This window comes from Polynucleobacter sp. AM-26B4 (genome assembly GCF_018882285.1).
Taxonomy (GTDB): Bacteria; Pseudomonadota; Gammaproteobacteria; order Burkholderiales; family Burkholderiaceae; genus Polynucleobacter.
This window is the reverse complement of the sequence record NZ_JACVOT010000001.1, coordinates 500,915-518,499: the sequence shown is the minus strand read 5'-3', so window position 1 is coordinate 518,499 and position 17,585 is coordinate 500,915. Positions and strand designations below refer to the sequence as shown.

17 protein-coding genes and 1 tRNA gene are annotated in these 17,585 nt (G+C 42.2%); 7 read left to right on the top strand and 11 right to left on the bottom strand.

What is annotated here, in order from left to right:
* Nucleotides 1-16 precede the first annotated feature (16 nt).
* The 5 genes from ICE88_RS02545 to tsaE all read right to left on the bottom strand — a co-directional run bounded on the left by ICE88_RS02545 (nt 17) and on the right by tsaE (nt 4,657).
* Nucleotides 17-697: a glycosyltransferase gene (locus ICE88_RS02545; RefSeq protein WP_216862201.1), complete on the bottom strand. Its 681-nt coding sequence runs from the start codon at nt 695-697 to the stop codon at nt 17-19.
* A complete protein-coding gene (locus ICE88_RS02540; protein ID WP_216249028.1) occupies nt 681-2,558 on the bottom strand; it encodes a tetratricopeptide repeat protein in 1,878 nt (625 codons plus the stop codon). The genes ICE88_RS02545 and ICE88_RS02540 overlap by 17 nt, the downstream gene beginning before the upstream one ends.
* A 91-nt stretch (nt 2,559-2,649) precedes the next feature.
* A tRNA-Lys gene (locus ICE88_RS02535) sits at nt 2,650-2,725 on the bottom strand.
* A 43-nt stretch (nt 2,726-2,768) separates the two neighbouring features.
* On the bottom strand, nt 2,769-4,103 hold the full coding sequence (locus ICE88_RS02530) for an N-acetylmuramoyl-L-alanine amidase (RefSeq protein WP_216249026.1): 1,335 nt from the start codon (nt 4,101-4,103) through the stop codon (nt 2,769-2,771).
* Nucleotides 4,100-4,657: a tRNA (adenosine(37)-N6)-threonylcarbamoyltransferase complex ATPase subunit type 1 TsaE gene (tsaE, locus tag ICE88_RS02525; RefSeq protein ID WP_255535175.1), complete on the bottom strand. Its 558-nt coding sequence runs from the start codon at nt 4,655-4,657 to the stop codon at nt 4,100-4,102. The genes ICE88_RS02530 and tsaE overlap by 4 nt, the downstream gene beginning before the upstream one ends.
* Here tsaE and queG point away from each other — a divergent pair.
* From queG to ICE88_RS02510, 3 genes are read left to right on the top strand one after another with little or no spacing between them, the layout of a single operon-like run.
* On the top strand, nt 4,640-5,821 hold the full coding sequence (queG, locus tag ICE88_RS02520) for a tRNA epoxyqueuosine(34) reductase QueG (RefSeq protein WP_216249024.1): 1,182 nt from the start codon (nt 4,640-4,642) through the stop codon (nt 5,819-5,821). The genes tsaE and queG overlap by 18 nt on opposite strands.
* 41 nt (nt 5,822-5,862) lie before the next feature.
* A complete protein-coding gene (locus tag ICE88_RS02515) occupies nt 5,863-6,570 on the top strand; it encodes an AzlC family ABC transporter permease (RefSeq protein ID WP_216249022.1) in 708 nt (235 codons plus the stop codon).
* Nucleotides 6,563-6,934, top strand: coding sequence for an AzlD domain-containing protein (locus ICE88_RS02510; protein WP_255535174.1), 372 nt, complete (start codon nt 6,563-6,565; stop codon nt 6,932-6,934). The genes ICE88_RS02515 and ICE88_RS02510 overlap by 8 nt, the downstream gene beginning before the upstream one ends.
* A gap of 38 nt (nt 6,935-6,972) precedes the next feature.
* Here the strand turns inward: ICE88_RS02510 and ICE88_RS02505 are convergent, their stop codons facing one another.
* Nucleotides 6,973-7,161, bottom strand: coding sequence for a DUF2892 domain-containing protein (locus ICE88_RS02505; RefSeq protein ID WP_215291014.1), 189 nt, complete (start codon nt 7,159-7,161; stop codon nt 6,973-6,975).
* A 10-nt stretch (nt 7,162-7,171) separates the two neighbouring features.
* Nucleotides 7,172-7,510: a helix-turn-helix transcriptional regulator gene (locus ICE88_RS02500; RefSeq protein WP_255535297.1), complete on the bottom strand. Its 339-nt coding sequence runs from the start codon at nt 7,508-7,510 to the stop codon at nt 7,172-7,174.
* 194 nt (nt 7,511-7,704) lie between these two features.
* On the opposite strand from ICE88_RS02500, the gene ICE88_RS02495 reads away from it, so the two are divergent.
* On the top strand, nt 7,705-8,112 hold the full coding sequence (locus ICE88_RS02495) for a heme-binding protein (RefSeq protein WP_216249020.1): 408 nt from the start codon (nt 7,705-7,707) through the stop codon (nt 8,110-8,112).
* Between the two features lie 68 nt (nt 8,113-8,180).
* Entirely contained in the window at nt 8,181-9,554 is a 1,374-nt protein-coding gene (locus ICE88_RS02490) for a DEAD/DEAH box helicase (RefSeq protein ID WP_370624419.1), read from the top strand.
* Between the two features lie 61 nt (nt 9,555-9,615).
* Here ICE88_RS02490 and gluQRS read toward each other — a convergent pair whose 3' ends face one another.
* Entirely contained in the window at nt 9,616-10,515 is a 900-nt protein-coding gene (gluQRS, locus tag ICE88_RS02485; RefSeq protein WP_216249018.1) for a tRNA glutamyl-Q(34) synthetase GluQRS, read from the bottom strand.
* Nucleotides 10,516-10,650: 135 nt separating this feature from the next.
* Between gluQRS and ICE88_RS02480 the strand changes: the two genes are divergently transcribed.
* Together ICE88_RS02480 and dnaE are read left to right on the top strand one after the other, a co-directional pair.
* Nucleotides 10,651-11,334 carry an FkbM family methyltransferase gene (locus ICE88_RS02480; RefSeq protein ID WP_216249016.1) on the top strand — a complete coding sequence of 228 codons (684 nt, stop codon included), beginning with the start codon at nt 10,651-10,653 and terminating at the stop codon, nt 11,332-11,334.
* Between the two features lie 56 nt (nt 11,335-11,390).
* Complete coding sequence (dnaE, locus tag ICE88_RS02475; protein WP_216249014.1) at nt 11,391-14,897, top strand: DNA polymerase III subunit alpha; 3,507 nt, start codon at nt 11,391-11,393, stop codon at nt 14,895-14,897.
* Between the two features lie 30 nt (nt 14,898-14,927).
* Here dnaE and ICE88_RS02470 read toward each other — a convergent pair whose 3' ends face one another.
* The 3 genes from ICE88_RS02470 to ICE88_RS02460 are packed head-to-tail and all read right to left on the bottom strand — an operon-like array spanning nt 14,928 to nt 17,575.
* Complete coding sequence (locus ICE88_RS02470; protein WP_216249012.1) at nt 14,928-16,031, bottom strand: glycosyltransferase family 9 protein; 1,104 nt, start codon at nt 16,029-16,031, stop codon at nt 14,928-14,930.
* A complete protein-coding gene (locus ICE88_RS02465) occupies nt 16,032-16,817 on the bottom strand; it encodes a glycosyltransferase family 2 protein (RefSeq protein WP_216249009.1) in 786 nt (261 codons plus the stop codon).
* Entirely contained in the window at nt 16,814-17,575 is a 762-nt protein-coding gene (locus tag ICE88_RS02460; RefSeq protein WP_216249006.1) for a glycosyltransferase family 2 protein, read from the bottom strand. The genes ICE88_RS02465 and ICE88_RS02460 overlap by 4 nt, the downstream gene beginning before the upstream one ends.
* Between the last annotated feature and the right edge of the window lie 10 nt (nt 17,576-17,585).

The following is a 17,585-nucleotide window of genomic DNA, read 5'->3' as shown; positions in this document are numbered from 1 at the left end:
CCTCTCGATCAGGTAACTAAGTGCCCATTCCCTCTAATACTTTTTTGTAGGTTTCAAACCACTCTGATGACATGCTGGTTGACTCATATTCTTTAAAGCAGGGGGTTCCTAGGGTGTAGTGAATGAGTTTGGCTTTAGGGTTATCTTCATACTCAATAGCAAGCCAATTCCATTCAATACTTAGTTCGCCAATCTCATTATCTGCGAGCCATGAAAATCTATGAAGGAATGAACCTGACTGATTTTGGACAAATTTTGGAGTCAAAACTTGATGCTTGGGATGTTCGCAATTCCATAATATGACGCTAGACCAATTTTTTCTTGGGTAATTTTCATTTTTATTGCCAAGATATTTGGTTGTGGCTTTGGTTTTATAGTCATGTTTGATAACCTGAACAGCCTTATTGGGATCCCTGAGCTTCCAAAGGCATGCTAAATCCTCTTTGCATATCATGTCGCCATCTGCAAATATTGCCCACCCTTTAAAGTTCATAAGGTATGGAGTTAAGAATCTAGAGTAAATAAAGGTGTTGCTTCCATCTTTATGAGATTCAGCATAGCTGGTCATTAAATTAAGTGCCAAGGGCATAATTTGAACTGGCATTGTTGAGTGTTCGATAACACTCTGACAAAACACATGGTATGCAATTGCCTCTCTTTGGTCAAAGCCAACAACTAAATTAATTTTTTCTAGCAATTTCTTGCTCCAGTTCTTTAGTTATTTCTCTAATTGCATTATTCCACGTGAAGTCACTATCTTGAAAAAATTGCTTAATGCTGGGGTACCAGACGTTGATTTTATCGTAGTGCCAATACCAAATTCTTCCTCGAGAGTAAGGTGCAATAAGTAATGTTTTTTTTCCAATAGATCCAGCAAGATGAGCAGTTATGTTACAGGTGGTGATAATAATATTGCAGCTTTCGATGATTGATAATAGTTCATCAATGTCATTAAATAAGTCAATGCCATTTATCTGACGTATAGGATTTCTACTTAAGCTGGAAACTTTAGCAAGCTCATCTTGAACATTGCCATACTGCAGATTAATAAAATCGGATTCAGAATTATTAAAAATCTCTTTGAGGTCAATAAGATCAATGCTTTTTGCGTTACCAATTTCTTTGTTTGTACTTTTCCATGAAATGCCGCACTTGAATTGGGCGGTATTATTGAATTTATTAGTTGCAAGGGGAGTTGTAGTTAAAAATTGACCACTTAATTTTTCGACGTCAAGTAAATTTTTTATTGTCAATTTCGCGAGGCTTCCCATGGGGATTTGATAGTCAAATGAAGATTTCTCAAGATGAGAGCCTCTACTGAGAAATTTTACTTTTGGGAAAGATCTTGAAAAAATATTTACAAGCCTCTTGTCAACTAATGTGGTTATTTGATTGTCTGTAGCGTGATTGTTTAAAAACCGACTATAAAAAATTTCATCACCCAATCCCTGCTCACCTACTACCAGTATTTGGCTATTCTTTTTTAGCCCATTCCAAACTGGGACTTCATTCAAATCTAGTGGAAATGAAAAATTAATCTTTTTGAATCTGGATTCATAATCTTTAAACCCTGAATCAAAGTTTTTATTTGATAGGTTTATCAGTGATTTATTGTAGATAGTTTCATGGTGGGTTGAATCTATTTTGATGGCCGCGTTGCAACATTGAATAGCTTCTTCAAACCTCTTTAAGTCATTCAAAACTATGGCTTTATTTAGCCACGCTTCAACATATTGAGGATTTAGGGTAATGGCTTTTTCAATACACTCGATTGCTGTATCAAATTGTCTGAGGTTATTTAGTGTGAGGCCCTTATTTGACCAAGCTTCAACATAATCAGAATTTATTCTTAATGCTTCTTCGTAGCATTCAAGAGCTTCGCCATGCCTTTTCATCTCGTTAAGAGCGGCACCTTTATTTCCCCAAGCTTTGAAGTATTCTGGCTGAAGATTTATTGCATGGTCGAAGTGTAGGAGTGCTTCATCATATTTACCAATTTCTTTTAGGCTTACGCCTTTGTTTAGCCAAGCTTGATAATTAGATGAATCAAGTTTGATTGATTCATCATAATTTTTGATTGCGTCTTCATATTTTTCAAGTTGATCGTAAATTAATGCAATATTGAAATAAAGCTCCGGTGAATTTTTATTGCAATTAAATGCCGCCTTGTAATAATTTAGGGCGTCTTGTGTTTTTCCAAGGCGAGAGCAGGCAATTCCAGCGTCGTGCAAGCCTTCAAAAAAATCACCGGCCTTTTCAAGCGAATCTTTAAATGCCTGTAAGGCTTCTTCAAAGCTCTCAATTTTTAATAGGCATGAACCAAGGTAATAAAGAGATTCTGGCGAACAATTTTTTGACTTGGTAGCGTTTCTTAAAAGTTGTAGTGATGTCTCAAAGTCACCTTTTTTACCATAGATGTAAGCTAATAACTCATTAGCTTTTGAGTTTAGGCCATCTACTTTAATTAGGTTTTTTAAAACTTCTTCCGCAAAGGGGTAATTTCCCCTTAGATAATTTTCTTCAGCTAACCTTAGTAAATGCTCGTTGTTTGTGTCCATAAACTCATTTTTCGTAGATGTTTAGGAAGCATTAGATAGCCAACAGTCAAATTGCAGAAATAGCCAGTTTTTAGAATTTACTGTTTTATTCTGGTGGGTCGGGCGAGATTCGAACTCGCGACCAACGGATTAAAAGTCCGCTGCTCTACCGACTGAGCTACCGACCCAATCTTGCCAAAAAAAGATTATAGCGGACTTTTTAAATTAGAGCTAGATTTGTCTACTTTTAGCCACTGGTGGGTTCTTGGCAAAGTAGCTTCGAATGCCTCTCAGAATGGCTTGGGCAATCTGTTCTTGGTATTCATGATCATTTAAGCGAGCCTCTTCTTCAGGATTGCTGATGAATGCAGTTTCAATCAAAATTGATGGAACATCGGGTGCCTTAAGTACAGCAAAACTAGCTTGTTCAACTTGTGGTTTATGTAGTTTTGCGAAGCCACCAATTTGTTTTAGAACAGCATCACCTAACTTCAAGCTGTCTTTGATTTGAGCGGTTGTTGACATATCAAGCAGTAATTGAGCGACTTGCTTGTCTTGAGTTTTGATATTGAGGCCGCCAATCAAGTCAGCACTGTTTTCTTTATTGGCCAACCATCTGGCTGCAGTGCTGGTTGCTCCTTGTTGTGAAAGAGCAAATACCGAAGCACCGCGTGCATGAGGTTTGACAAACGCGTCCGCATGAATCGATACAAACAAATCTGCTTGAACACGACGCGCTTTATTGACGCGCACATGCAGTGGGACGAAGTAATCGCCATCGCGCGTTAAGTAGGAGCGCATATCAGGCTCAGCTTCAATCTTTTGCTTCAATCTGCGTGAGATGGCTAAGACGATATCTTTTTCTCGAGAGCCCCTCTTACCAATCGCGCCAGGATCTTCACCGCCATGCCCAGGGTCAATCGCAATGGTCAAAAGTCTGCGATGACTTGGCTTAGTTGCTTTGCTATCTGGCTTGCTATCAGATTGATTAGGTTTGATAGTTTCAGCTTTTTGAGATTCTCTTTTGGCAATTGCACCAATGGGATCATCTGCATCCAAAGCAGCTTCTTTTTTTGCACTCTGGCGTACCAGCTCCATCAAGGGATCATTTGCAACTGTTGGGTATAGATCAAACACCAAGCGATTTTGATAGCTGCCAACTGGATCTAAAGTAAACAGCTGAGGCTGAATACTTTCTTTGAGATCGAACACCAAGCGCACAACTTTTGGCTGAAATTGACCAACACGAACTTGAGCGATGTACGGGTCGTTGCTATTAACTTTTGCCACCAATTCTTTGATGGTGTTGTTGAGTTCTAGTCCCTCAACGTCTACAACCAGACGATGTGGATTGGTCAGAAGTTGATGGTTTACCTTGAGTACTTGGTCCGACTCTAAGGTCACGCGCGTGTAGTCTTCTGCCGGCCAGATGCGGACCGCCATTAATTTTGCACCCCAAGCAATTTGACTAGGGCCTAAAAAAATGAGTGCGCTGGTTTGAGCAATTCTTTTTAGAAGCTCGCGTCGCTTGAATCTATTTGCTCGATTGCCACCAATGAATTTCATGTTACTTGAAATCCTTTGGCCAGTTCGTCGCCAATAGCTGTTTGACTCGTGATCATGAGTGATCTGGTTTCATCATCATTGGTCGATAAAGTGATGATCCAGTCAGCCAAAGGCAAAGTACCTTCAGCTTTTTCTGGCCACTCAACCATGCAAATACCAGCTTCGCTGAAGACATCTCTAAAGCCAGCATCTATCCATTCTTTGGCATAACTCATGCGGTACAAATCAAAATGATGAAAGGGCAGGATTGTTTGCGCTATTTCATTTGGTTTGTTTTTTAAATTGAGGTTCACTTGGTAGGGCTCGCACAAACCATAGGTAGGGCTTTTGACTTTGCCCATGTGACCCAATGAGCGAAGAATGTGTCTTGTCAGTGTGGTTTTACCAACACCCAGATCACCCACCAAAGAAAAATGAAGAGCTTTACCCAAATGATTACTTTTAGCTTGGAAAAGATGTTGAATCTCTTGGGCAAGTTTTAAAGCAAACGCCTCCGTGTTTTGCTCAGAAGAAAGAGTTCTGGACGGAATCATCAGATGAGTATCTTTTGTCATTGGGCCCTACAATCTCATCATGGAGCAAAAATTGTGACTCAAACCCAAGCAGCCAAAGATGATTTCATCCAAGATATTTCTTGGTTGAGGCGCGAGGCCATCGACTTGGGATTTGGCGATATCAGAGTTTCTGACACAGATTTGAGTGTGGCAGGACCAAGATTGAAAGAGTGGTTGGATGCTGGACGTCACGGTGACATGAATTATATGAGGGAGCGCGCTCATTTGCGACTCAATCCTCAAGAATTGCAGCCAGGCACGGTTCGGATTTTAACGGTTCGGATGGATTACCTACCTGATACCTCTGAAATGCGCCAAGCAGTTGATTGGCGCAATAAAGAAATCGCCCGATGGGATGAGCCTTCCCAGGCGGTGGTGGCCATGTATGCCCGAGGTCGTGACTATCACAAGGTTCTGCGCCAGCGCTTGCAATCTCTGGCTGATGTGATTGAGAAAAAGATAGGCTCTTTTGGTTATCGGGTATTTGTTGATTCAGGCCCAGTCATGGAAGTTGAGTTGGCGAATAAGTCGGGTTTGGGTTGGCGAGGTAAACACACTTTGTTACTCAATCGTGAAGCCGGGTCGATGTTTTTCTTGGGTGAAATCCTCGTGGATGTGCCATTCCCTGTTGATGAACCTATCACCAGTCATTGCGGTGAATGTTCTGCTTGTATTAATATCTGTCCGACACAAGCCATCACAGCCCCTTACCAATTAGATGCGCGTCGTTGTATTTCATATTTGACGATTGAGCATCAAGGGTTTATTCCTGAAGAGCTAAGGCCGCTTATGGGTAACCGGGTTTACGGTTGCGATGATTGTCAGTTGGTTTGTCCTTGGAATAAATTTGCTCAACTAAGTTCAGTACCTGATTTTTTACCAAGGCATGGTTTAGAGCATGCTGATTTATTGAATTTATGGTCATGGTCAGAAGAGGACTTTTTGTCAAAGCACGAAGGCAGTCCGATCCGCAGAATTGGGTATGAAGCTTGGCGACGAAATCTTGCCGTGGGCATGGGAAATGCCCTCAGGTCAGAGACTCTTGATAGTGGTGCCAGAGAAAAAATCATTGGTGGTTTAAAGCAAGTGTTACCCAATGCCAGTGACATGCTGAAAGAGCACATTGAGTGGGCTTTGATGCAGGCAAGTAAAGTATCTAAATAGATCAAATAACCAAAAATTAAAAAACCAATAAACTGCATCCCATGAGTTTGAATAGAGACATCGTTTTTAAGGGCGCCAAAGACGCATTTGGTGCCCCTGCTGCTATTTTGTTTGCGGGGATGTTGGGTTTTGGCGCGATGGGGCAGGCCAATGGTCTAGATATTTGGCTAACCAGCGCCACCAGCTTTTTTATGTTCGCACTCCCTGGTCAGGTGGTACTCGTCGAGTTGCTCGTCTTGAGTGCCTCGGGTGTCACGATTGCGATTGCTGTGACACTCACGGCCACGAGATTCTTTACGATGTGTTTAACGCTCTTTCCACAATTCCCTGAAAAGCAGCGCAGTTCTTTTTATTACTTGGTGGTTCATTTTGTGGCGATGACGGCATGGGCTGTGTCCATGAGAGATTTTCCAAAAATGAAACCTGAAGATCGTCTTTCTTACTTCACCGGATTTGCTTTTGTATGTTGGGCCGTATCAACGCCAGCAACGGTCTTAGGTTACATGGTGGCAGGACAAGTGCCAAGCTATATCAATTTGGGTTTGGTGTTTATCAATCCACTCTTTTTCTTATTAACTTTCACTGAAGTAAAGCCACGAGCAAATCGTATCGCTATCTTGTTGGGTGCACCGATTGGTTTGCTCTCATATCTTTGGTTTCCTGATTACTCCTTATTGATCGCTGGAATTATGGGCGGCACGATTGCCTACATGATTGATAAACATTTTAGGAATAGACAACATGCTTGAGTCATCAGAACTAAGCACCATGTTCAACGATGCTGGTATGTGGGCTGCTTTGATTGCGGCTTGTGTCGGAACTTATTTTTGGCGAGGCTTGGGCGTTTACCTCTCTGGGAAAATAAGCCAAGACAGTGAATTATTTAAATGGTTGTCAGCAGTCACTTATGCGATGGTGGCAGCATTGACTGTCCGAATTATTTTGTTACCGGTTGGTTTGCTTGGTACGGTGCCAATTTATATTCGTTTGGCAGTGAGCATTGTGGCGCTCATCATCATGTATTCAAAGCCAGGTGAGCGCATGATTCCAGCATTGCTGGTGGGAACATTTAGTTTGGTGTTGTTCGGATTGGTGATGAACTTTTTAGGTTGATCACCAACCGTATTTAGCTATAAAGCAATTAATCAAAATCAATCTTTTTTACAAGTTTTAATACCTAGCAATGGGTAGGCCGGGCAAAAACGAAACACACCCGTTGCGATTGGCAATAAACCAATCCAGCCCCAGTTACCAATCACACCAATAATTGCCAAAACAACTAAGAGTGCGCCAATCACGATACGTAAAGTGCGGTCAATTCCGCCGACGTTGCATTGCATAGACTTCTCCTTATTTGCCACAGTAGCTGGCGTACAACAATTCCATCACGGACATCGCGATGGGGCTCGAAATCTTGTAATAAATATGTTTACCATCACGACGTGTTGATACAACGCCTTCTTCACGAAGCACGGCCAACTGTTGTGACAAAGTGGGCTGTTGAATATTGGTGACTTCTTCTAATTCTCCAACGCGCTTTTCACCTTGGCTTAATTGGCATAACAACATCAAGCGGTCACGATTAGCCAGTGTTTTCATCATGCGACAAGCTTTGTCTGCGTTATCTCTCATCGCAGCAATATCAAACTGCATGCCTTCGCTCATGGATAGTTTTTCTTTTGCGTCCATCAAGTTCACCAATTTATTAATTAATTATTTACATTATATATTAATATTAACTATTCATTGAGATTAATAGAGGGTGCTTGGTTACTGTTCTTAATGGCTTCTTGGCTAAATGCGATAGCAATTGGCGGACGAAAAGACCAATTTAAGGTATCGTACAAAGTCTTAAAAAACATAAATCTTCATAGGAGAGCACCATGCCAAGTCAAAAAGCTTATTTAAATCAATCAGATGTACAAAAAATATTGGCCGCAGCCAATGCTCATGCTGAGAAAAATAATTGGGCAGTATCAATCGCAGTGGTAGATGATGGCGGTCATTTATTGGGCTTCACGCGCCGTGACAATTGCCCACCAGTATCCGCTTATATTGCTCAAGAAAAAGGCCGTGCATCAGCTTTAGGACGTCGTGAGAGCAAAATCTATGAAGACGTGATCAATGGTGGTCGTTACTCATTTTTAAATGCCACAGCAGTTCTTCAGGGAACGCTTGAGGGTGGTGTGAACATCGTGGTCGATGGTCAAACCATCGGTGCTGTTGGTGTTTCAGGGGTTAAGTCAAACGAAGACGCTGAAATCGCCAAGGCTGGTATCGCAGCTCTTTAAGAAGCGGTCGACAAGCAGTTAAGCAATAAATCAGTGCTAAATACTCACAGGCCTCATAATAGAGCCCTGTGAGTACAGAACAAACCAATACCCCCCCAAGTTTTACCGATTTCGGATTTTCCGAACCAATCCTGCGCGCTGTTTTAGAGCAGGGCTATACAACGCCTACACCAATTCAAGCGCAAGCGATGCCGCATGTCTTGAAGGGTCAAGATGTGATGGGTGCTGCGCAAACTGGCACAGGCAAAACTGCCGCCTTTGTTTTGCCGATTTTGCAAAACATTTTGCCAATGGCCAGTAGCAGTGCGTCTCCTGCTAGACATCCAATACGTGCTTTGGTTTTAACCCCAACCCGTGAGTTGGCAGACCAGGTGGCTGATAACGCATTCAAATACGCCAAGTACACCGATATCAGAACAGCCGTGGTGTTTGGTGGTGTTGATATGTCGGCTCAAACAAGTTTATTGCGCTCTGGTGTTGAACTATTGATTGCAACACCAGGTCGCTTGCTAGATCACATTGGTCAAAAAACTGCGAATCTATCTCAAGTGCAATTTTTGATTTTGGATGAAGCAGACCGCATGTTGGACATGGGCTTCTTGCCAGATCTTCAACGCATCATTGGCTTGATCCCTGCGAAACGTCAGACACTTTTGTTCTCGGCCACTTTTTCACCGGAGATTAAAAAATTAGCGCAAAGCTATTTGCGTGATCCAGTGACCATTGAGGTCGCAAGACAAAATGCTGCTGCAGATACGGTTCGCCAAGTGATACACATGGTGCCATCTGAGCAAAAGAAAGATGCGGTCATCAAAGTTTTAAAAGCCCGTATTCAGCAAGGGTTGACTCGTCAAGCCATCGTGTTCACCAATAGCCGCATTGGTTGCGGCAAACTGGCCAGTGCTCTTGAGCGCAGCGGTATCAAAGCTGGTGCGATTCATGGAGACAAGAGTCAGATTGAACGCATGCAAATCTTGGAGTCTTTCAAAAAAGGCACGATGGATGTATTGGTTGCAACTGATGTGGCAGCGCGAGGCCTTGATATTGCAGACATGCCTTGCGTGATCAATCATGAGTTGCCATTTAATGCTGAGGATTATGTGCATCGCATCGGTCGTACTGGTCGCGCAGGTGCGCAGGGTGATGCAATTGCATTGGTCGATGCTTCTGAAGAAAGACTGTTGGCTGATATTGAAAAGTTAATGAACCGCAAGCTTTTGCGATTGCCAGTACCGGATCCTGCTAATGGTCCAGCTGGAGATCCATTCTTTTATATGCCTTATCAAGCATCCGCTGCAAAAGACGAAAAACAATCCACACCTGGTCAAGCTGAACCAAGTGCGCAGGCAACAACTCAAACTACCTCTCAGGTAGCTAGCAAGCCATCTATTCAGCCTGGCGGCAAGCCAAGAGCTGCTCTATTGGGCGGTTTTAAAAAATAAGTTGTGGTTAAAGCTGCAGTGAAAGCTGCAGTGAAAGCTGCAATTAAAGCCACATTTACATTTACAAGCGGGTTTTTCTGTAATACTCAACAGCGATTTCTAACCACTGTGTAATCGTTGATTCATGGATTGTTGATTCGCTGAATTGAGTGCTATCAGAGCCCTGTTTAAAAAGTTCTGGCTCATCTAATCCTAAATGTCGCGCAGCTGCTTGAAGAGCCTCTAATGCTTCTTCAGGGGTATTGCAAGCACTCGCAGTTGCATTGGTTTGTTTACTGAGCTTCTCATTGTTGTCATCTCGTACCAACGGCAGGTGAAGGTAATGAGGTTGAGGATAGTTCAATTGTTTTTGTAAATAAATTTGCCTTGCGGTGTTGTCCAATAAATCTTCACCTCTGACAATGTGTGTGATTCCTTGTAAGTAGTCATCCACGACAACCGCCAATTGATAGGTGAACACTCTGTCTGAGCGTTTTAAGACAAAATCACCCACGGATGATTCAACCTCAGAATCTGTGACCAATAAACGCCAAGCGCATGGTTCAGTGACCTCTTTTAAATTTCGGCAGCTTCCTGGGTAGACCAACTCACCATGACGGTCTTTCTTTTTGCCCAAACTCAGTAATTGATCTTCTATTTGTTTGCGCGTGCATCGACAGCCGTAAGCCTTTTTTTCTTGCAACAATTGATTCAGTGCTGATTCGTAGAAATGGCTTCGTTTGGATTGGTATTCAATCTCTCCATCCCAATGTAAACCGCAATTGAGCAGTTGTTGGATGATGATTTTGTCGGCGCCTGGAACGCACCTTGGTAAATCAAGGTCCTCGATCCGTAAAAGCCACTTTCCTTGATGTGCTCGGGCGTCGAGCCAACTGCCTAGGGCGGTTGCGAGCGACCCTGCGTGGAGAGCTCCTGTGGGTGAGGGTGCGAAGCGACCGCAATATTGGGGTTTTAAGCTCATAAATTTTGTAGGCGATGCTTGCGTAGATAAAGCTGGTGAAATGTATTCTTTTTTGAGTGAAATGAGTTAATTTTACTAAGTAGTGCAGGTATGTTTTGGATGTATCATTGAACCATCTTACACAACACAAACACAATGAAAACATTTATTTCGGCTTTTCGAAAGGCTGTTCTTTCCCCCGCAAAAGCTAAAACTTCTTATTCCCAATTTGCTGAAGATTTAATTATTCAATTCGAATTAAAAGATCAGCAATCTGAGCCAATTTATGTCGACGTTGGTTGCAATAATCCTCGCAGAGGGTCGAATACTTTTTTGCTTTACAAAAAAGGATGGAGAGGCTTGTTAATTGATTTAGAGTACGAAAAGATATTGGCTTGTAAATTGGCTCGACCTCGTGATAAAAGTATCCTTGCAGCAGTCAGTGATGTTAGGGAGTTAGTTGACATATACAGCCAAAAATCTTTTTCTACCAACACCACAATTGCGCCAGAGTGTATTTCTGACACAAGTACTTATAAAAAGATTGGCCAAATTGAAACTAAAACATTAAATGAAATTCTTAAGGAAAATCAGATTCCCAAGTGTTTTTCATTTTTGAATATTGATGTTGAGGGAGTTGATTTTAAAGTTTTAAAAAGTCTCAATTTTGATGAATACCAGCCGACTCTTATTTGTATAGAAAACTGGGATTCACGTGGGGGTATTGATAAGATAGTTGCTAGTGAAATACATCAATATATCGTCCAGAAAAATTACACGTTATGTGCTTGGTCTGGTCTTTCAACTATCTATAAAAAAGATCCTAAGTTGTGTATTTAGGATTGCCCGCATTGATTTTATTTTTTTGAAAGTATCTTTGAGTTTCTAGTTACCTAATGTCGCCTATCACTAACTTTGTTCATTTGCGTCTTCACTCCGAATATTCGATTGTGGATGGGGCTGTGCGCATAGATGATGCCATTGCTGCAGTGGTTAAAGATCAAATGGGTGCATTGGCTCTGACCGATTTGAGCAATGTGTTTGGTTTGGTTAAATTCTATCAAGCCGCACGCAAAGAGGGTATTAAACCTATTATTGGTAGTGATGTTTGGATTACCAATGCCGAAGATAGAGATAAACCATTCAGATTACAGTTGTTGGTAAAAAATCATCAGGGTTATTTGAATCTATGCGAGCTATTAACCAAGGCATCGTTAACCAATCAATTCAAAGGCAGATCTGAAATTGATGAAACTTGGTTCAAACAGCATGCTGAAGGTTTGATTGCATTATCAGGTGCAAGGTTGGGTGATGTTGGACAGTATTTATTGGCAGCTCAGCATGATGAAGCAACAGCTTGTGCCAAAAAGTGGGCAAACTACTTTAAAGATTCTTTTTATATTGAGATTCAGCGCGCAGGTCATCCTCAGGACGAAGCTCATCTTCATGAAGCCGTTCATTTGGCAAATGAACTTCAATTACCGGTAGTGGCAACGCATTCAATTCAGTTCATGAAGCCTTCTGACTTCAGAGCACATGAGGCGCGAGTGTGTATTGCTGAAGGAGAAGTGCTCGGTAATCCTAAGCGCGCAAAGAAATTTACTTCTGAGCAGTACTTTAAAACGCAAGAAGAGATGCAAAAACTTTTTGCAGACTTGCCAGCGGCCATCACCAACAGTGTAGAAATTGCCAAACGTTGTAATTTGTCATTGACCTTGGGTAAGCCTCAGTTGCCAGATTTTCCAGTGCCTAAAGGTATGACATTGGATGATTATTTGATGGAAAAAGCCATGGAAGGCTTATCCAAACATTTACTGCATTTATATCCTGATGAAACTGAAAGAGAAAAGCAGCGACCCAGTTATGAGGTGCGCTTAAAGTTTGAAGCAAGAACCATTTCTCAAATGGGTTTCCCAGGTTACTTTTTGATCGTTGCTGATTTTATTAACTGGGCAAAAAATAATGGTGTGCCAGTGGGCCCTGGTCGAGGCTCTGGGGCGGGCTCTCTAGTAGCTTACTCCTTAGGGATTACCGATCTAGATCCATTGAGATACAACTTGCTCTTTGAGCGATTCTTAAATCCTGAGCGCGTCTCGATGCCTGACTTTGATATTGACTTCTGTCAGCACGGTCGCGATCGTGTGATTGCCTATGTAAAAGAAAAGTACGGCAAAGATGCGGTCAGCCAAATTGCCACATTTGGCACGATGGCAGCGCGTGCGGCGATTCGAGATGTGGGACGTGTGCTAGAGCAACCATACGGATTTGTGGATGGCATCTCTAAACTGATTCCTAATAAACCAGGTCAGCAAGTCACGATTGAGCAAGCCAAAAAAGAAGAAAAGCTTTTGGCTGAGCGCGAGTCTCGCGAAGAAGAAGTTAAACAATTATTGGGTTTGGCTCAACAGTTAGAGGGCATGACCCGAAACGTAGGCATGCACGCTGGTGGCGTATTGATTGCTCCAGGCAAGCTCACAGATTTCTGCCCTCTGTATACCCAAGGCAGTAAAGATGGCAAAGAAGGTTCGGATTCTGGAGTGGTCAGTCAGTTTGATAAGGATGATGTTGAAGCAGTCGGCTTGGTCAAGTTTGACTTCTTGGGACTCACAACACTCACGATCTTGGATTGGGCTGAAAGATATATTCATCAGCTATACCCAGAGAAGAAAGATTGGCGTGTTGGTCAAGTGCCACTCGATGATCCTGCTGCATTTGAAATTTTAAAAAATGCCAATACGGTCGCAGTGTTCCAGTTAGAAAGCCGTGGCATGCAAGGCATGTTGCGTGAGGCAAAGCCCGACCGCTTTGAGGACATCATTGCCTTGGTGGCTTTGTATCGGCCAGGTCCGATGGATTTGATCCCATCGTTCATTGCGCGTAAACACGGCAAAGAACAAGTTCATTACCCAGATCCACGTGTTGAACCAGTTCTAAGAGAAACCTACGGCATCATGGTTTATCAAGAGCAGGTGATGCAGATGGCGCAAATCATTGGTGGTTACTCACTGGGTGGCGCTGACTTATTGCGTCGTGCCATGGGTAAGAAAAAGCCTGAAGAAATGGCTGAGCATCGTCAGTTATTCAGGGATGGTGCTGGTAAAAGTGGTCTCAAGGCTGATAAGGCTGATGAAACTTTTGACTTGATGGAAAAATTTGCAGGCTACGGTTTTAATAAATCGCATGCCGCAGCCTATGCTTTGTTGGCTTATCACACGGCTTGGTTAAAGGCACATTACCCAGCTGAATTTATTGCAGCCAATATGTCATTGGCAATGGATGACACCGATAAAGTAAAGATACTTTATGAAGATGCATTGGCCAATAAGATCAAGATACTTCCTCCAGATGTGAACACCAGTGTTTACCGCTTCATGCCATTGCGCGAAGATCCCCAAAATAAAGAGCAGGCTGCCACCATGATCCGTTATGGCTTGGGAGCTATCAGAGGTTCTGGAGAGGGTGCGATTGAGCAAATCATTCAGGCAAGAGCGGATGGTCCTTTCAAAGACTTGTTTGATTTCTGCTCTAGATTAGATCGTCGCGTGGTCAACCGTCGCACGATGGAAGCTTTGATTCGTGCGGGAGCGTTTGATTCTTTGTATGGCGGTTTTGACTCTCGAGCAACACTCTTAGCATCTTTGCCAAGAGCGATGGAAGCTGCTGATCAAGCAGATGCTTCTGCGCAGCAAGTGAGCTTATTTGATATGGCTGGGTCTTCAGATGAGCATAAGCCAGAGTTAATCAAGGAAGATGCTTGGTTCGAGAAGCGTCGCTTGCAAGAAGAAAAAGCTGCCTTGGGTTTGTATTTAACTGGCCACTTGTTTGATGCTTATCGTGATGAGGTTAGTCATTTTGTGAGAACCAAGCTAAATCAATTGACCGAAGGTAAGGACAGATTGATTGCCGGCATCATGACTTCCACCAGAAGCATGATGGGCCCACGGGGCAAATTAATGATTGCAACGATTGATGATGGATCAGCTCAAATAGAGATGACCATTTACAGCGAGCTATTTGAACCCAATAGACATTGGTTGAAAGAAGATGAATTGATCATCGCCAAGGTCGGTGTCACGCCTGATAAATTTTCAGGGGGCATGAGGGTCGTTGCCGAATCAATCATGGATGTGACTACGGCGCGTTTAAAGTTTGCCAGAAGTCTTCACGTTCAATTGCAGCAAGGCATTGATCTTTCTGGGTTCAAGCAGCAAGTCAGTACCTTTGCAGGTAAAAATCAACAAGGCTTGATGATGACTGCAGATGTTATTTCAAATGGAACTGCCTGTTTGGTTCAGTTCCCTGATACCTGGAAGATCTATCCTGATGATGAAAGTATCAGAAACTTGAGCGTGGCTTTGAATAAGTCAGGCGGTCAAGGGATGGTCGAAGTTAAGTACGCTTGATGGGTACACCTATTAGACGTACTTAATTTCTTATTTAAAAGTAATACCGTAAGTACTCACAGCTTCAAGAACCAATCTAACAGGTAAATTGATCAAGCAATCACTTCTGCTGTCAGGCTTATCTTCACAACCAGCTTTTCTGCACGGCACACAATCACCAGGACCTTGGAGTATGGTGATCTTGCCAACCTTTTGAGTGGTAGCTTTTAATGCATATGGTTGCTTACCAACAAATCCATTCGGCCATGGCCCAAAATTTGTGGGTGGTGTCGCACCAAACAGAGTAATGGTAGGGGCGTTGCATGCTGCTGCTAGATGAGTGACTGATGTATCAACTCCAATATAAAGCTTGGCTTGGCGCAACAAGGTGCCTAATTGATCTAACTTTAAGCGACCATCAAGATTCAAAATACTCTTTTTTGCAGAGTCACTCAATAAATCAATGATTGCTTGATTTAGTTCCCTATCTTGAGCAATTGGCGCGCCACTTAAAACAATTTGATGATTTTCGGATAGAGATTCAATCAGCTCCACCCAATTAGCCAGTGGCCAGCGTTTATAAGCTGTCAAAGGTGTTGGGTGAATGACCACGAATGATTCTGATAATTCAGTTTGAATTTCAGAAGGTAATTCTACGGGCTTTGGTGGCCTCACTGATATTGGGTGGCCAAATGAGTCGCCCTCACTGACGAATGGCTCTAAAAGTCGAAGTTTTTCTGTGATCACGTGCTGATGAAAATAGTCAACTTCAACGTTGTGAATTGATATCTTCTTTTTCCACCAATTTAATTTGGGTTCAACTGGAATTACACCCACGCGGTGTTTTGCAGCAATCAATCCATAGATATAAGCTCGGTCACTGGGTTGGGTGATGACGGCCAAGTCATATCTTTTGAATAATAGAAAGAACTGCTTGAGATAATCAATAAATGATAGTTTGGGTCGCGTTCCAATCAGTTGATGGATGTCTGTGTTTCCGCTGAGCATGGATAAACTATTTTCATAGCCAAAGAAGTCAATTTGAGCATCTGGCCAGATTCTTTTCGCTGCTGAAATGAGTGGCGTGGTTATCAGCGTATCGCCAATTTGGCGTGTGGCAATGATCAGGATTTTTTTAATATGTTTTTGACTCAATTAAGAATTCCCTTTTGCCAGAATTTTTGCTCTAACAATGGCTGCATTTTTTTCAGCATTTTCTTTGTTAGCCATTTTGTGCCATAAATGCAGCACTTCAGTACCCCAGGCACCTGATTTTCTGTTAATGCCATTTTGATACATTCTAAAAACAAAATCGGCGTCTTCATGACCCCAGCCAATCAGCGCTTCATCAAAGCCATTTATAAGCATGGCATCTGATTTCCAACATCCTAAGTTACATCCTTTAATTCGACGCCATTGAAATTTTTTATATTTTCTGAGGGGGTGATCTGGAAGCTTAATAAATAATGGTAAAAATTTGTTAATTTGCTTCTTGATTAGATATTTAAAAGAGTTTCTTTTAAATTCTGAAAAATTAAAAAATCTGTCTTTGCAAATTTTTTCTGTAATTTCTTTCTCTAATAGAATTCTACTGCCAGTGACAATAAAACCTTTTTCAGATAATCGTCGATGGCTTTCTATAAAATCTGGCTGAACAGCGCAATCACCATCTAGAAAAATAAGATAACTTCCCGTGGCGGACTGCATTGCTAGATTTCTAATTTTTGATAATCTAAAACCAAGATCTTCATGCCAAACATGCTTGATTAAATTCTTTGTATTTTGAATATGTATTTCTACAAGAGATCTTGTTTCATCATCAGAGCCATCATCGGCAACAATTATTTCAAAATCATTGTCTGTTTGACACTCAAGAGACTGTAAAACTACGTCAAGTGCATCCGGCCTGTTGTAGGTAGCAACAATTACACTGATTTTCATTTAGTATCTTTATCGTGCTCTTCAATAAGCCACATTTTGACGTATTTGTAATAGCTTCCTTCAGCATTCGATATTGCTAAGGCAAGACCTTGGGGGCCGTCTAAAAAGCCTAAGCGTAAGAAATAGGTTCTGATGAACGCCCACACGGCATGCCAAAAAGCTTTGCAAACTGATGATCTTTTACCTTTTTTAAATGCTTGCTCAGCTGAAGCGCTTGAATAGGCGTCAATCTTTCTTAAGACTTGTGAGAAATCTCTAAAACTGTAATGTAAAAAGTGGTTTTTTAGTCTCCCACTCAATCCAGTGGGGAGTAAACGTTCATGAACCAAGTGATCGGAAAATTTTGCAGTGCCTCGTTTAAATAGGCGATCAACGTAATCTGGGTACCAGCCTGAGTGCTTCATGAAGCGGCCGCAGTACCAAGAAGACCTTGGAATTGCATAACAATCTGCAGCACTCGGTGATGCCATGGTGGCCAGAATCTCTTGCTTTAGTTCAGGGGTGACCCTTTCATCGGCATCAATCGATAACACCCAATCTTGCGTGGCTAAATTGAGGGCGCGGTTCTTTTGTGGGCCAAATCCAGGCCAATCTGAGGTAATTTCAAGCTTTGCCCCAAAAGATTGGGCGATTTCTTGAGTTTTATCGCTACTTTGACTGTCTACAACGATAATCTCATCTGCAAAAGAAACACTCTCAAGGCAGTCCTTGAGGTTGGCTTCTTCATTTTTGGTAATTAAGATGACTGATAGGCTCATAGAGCGATGT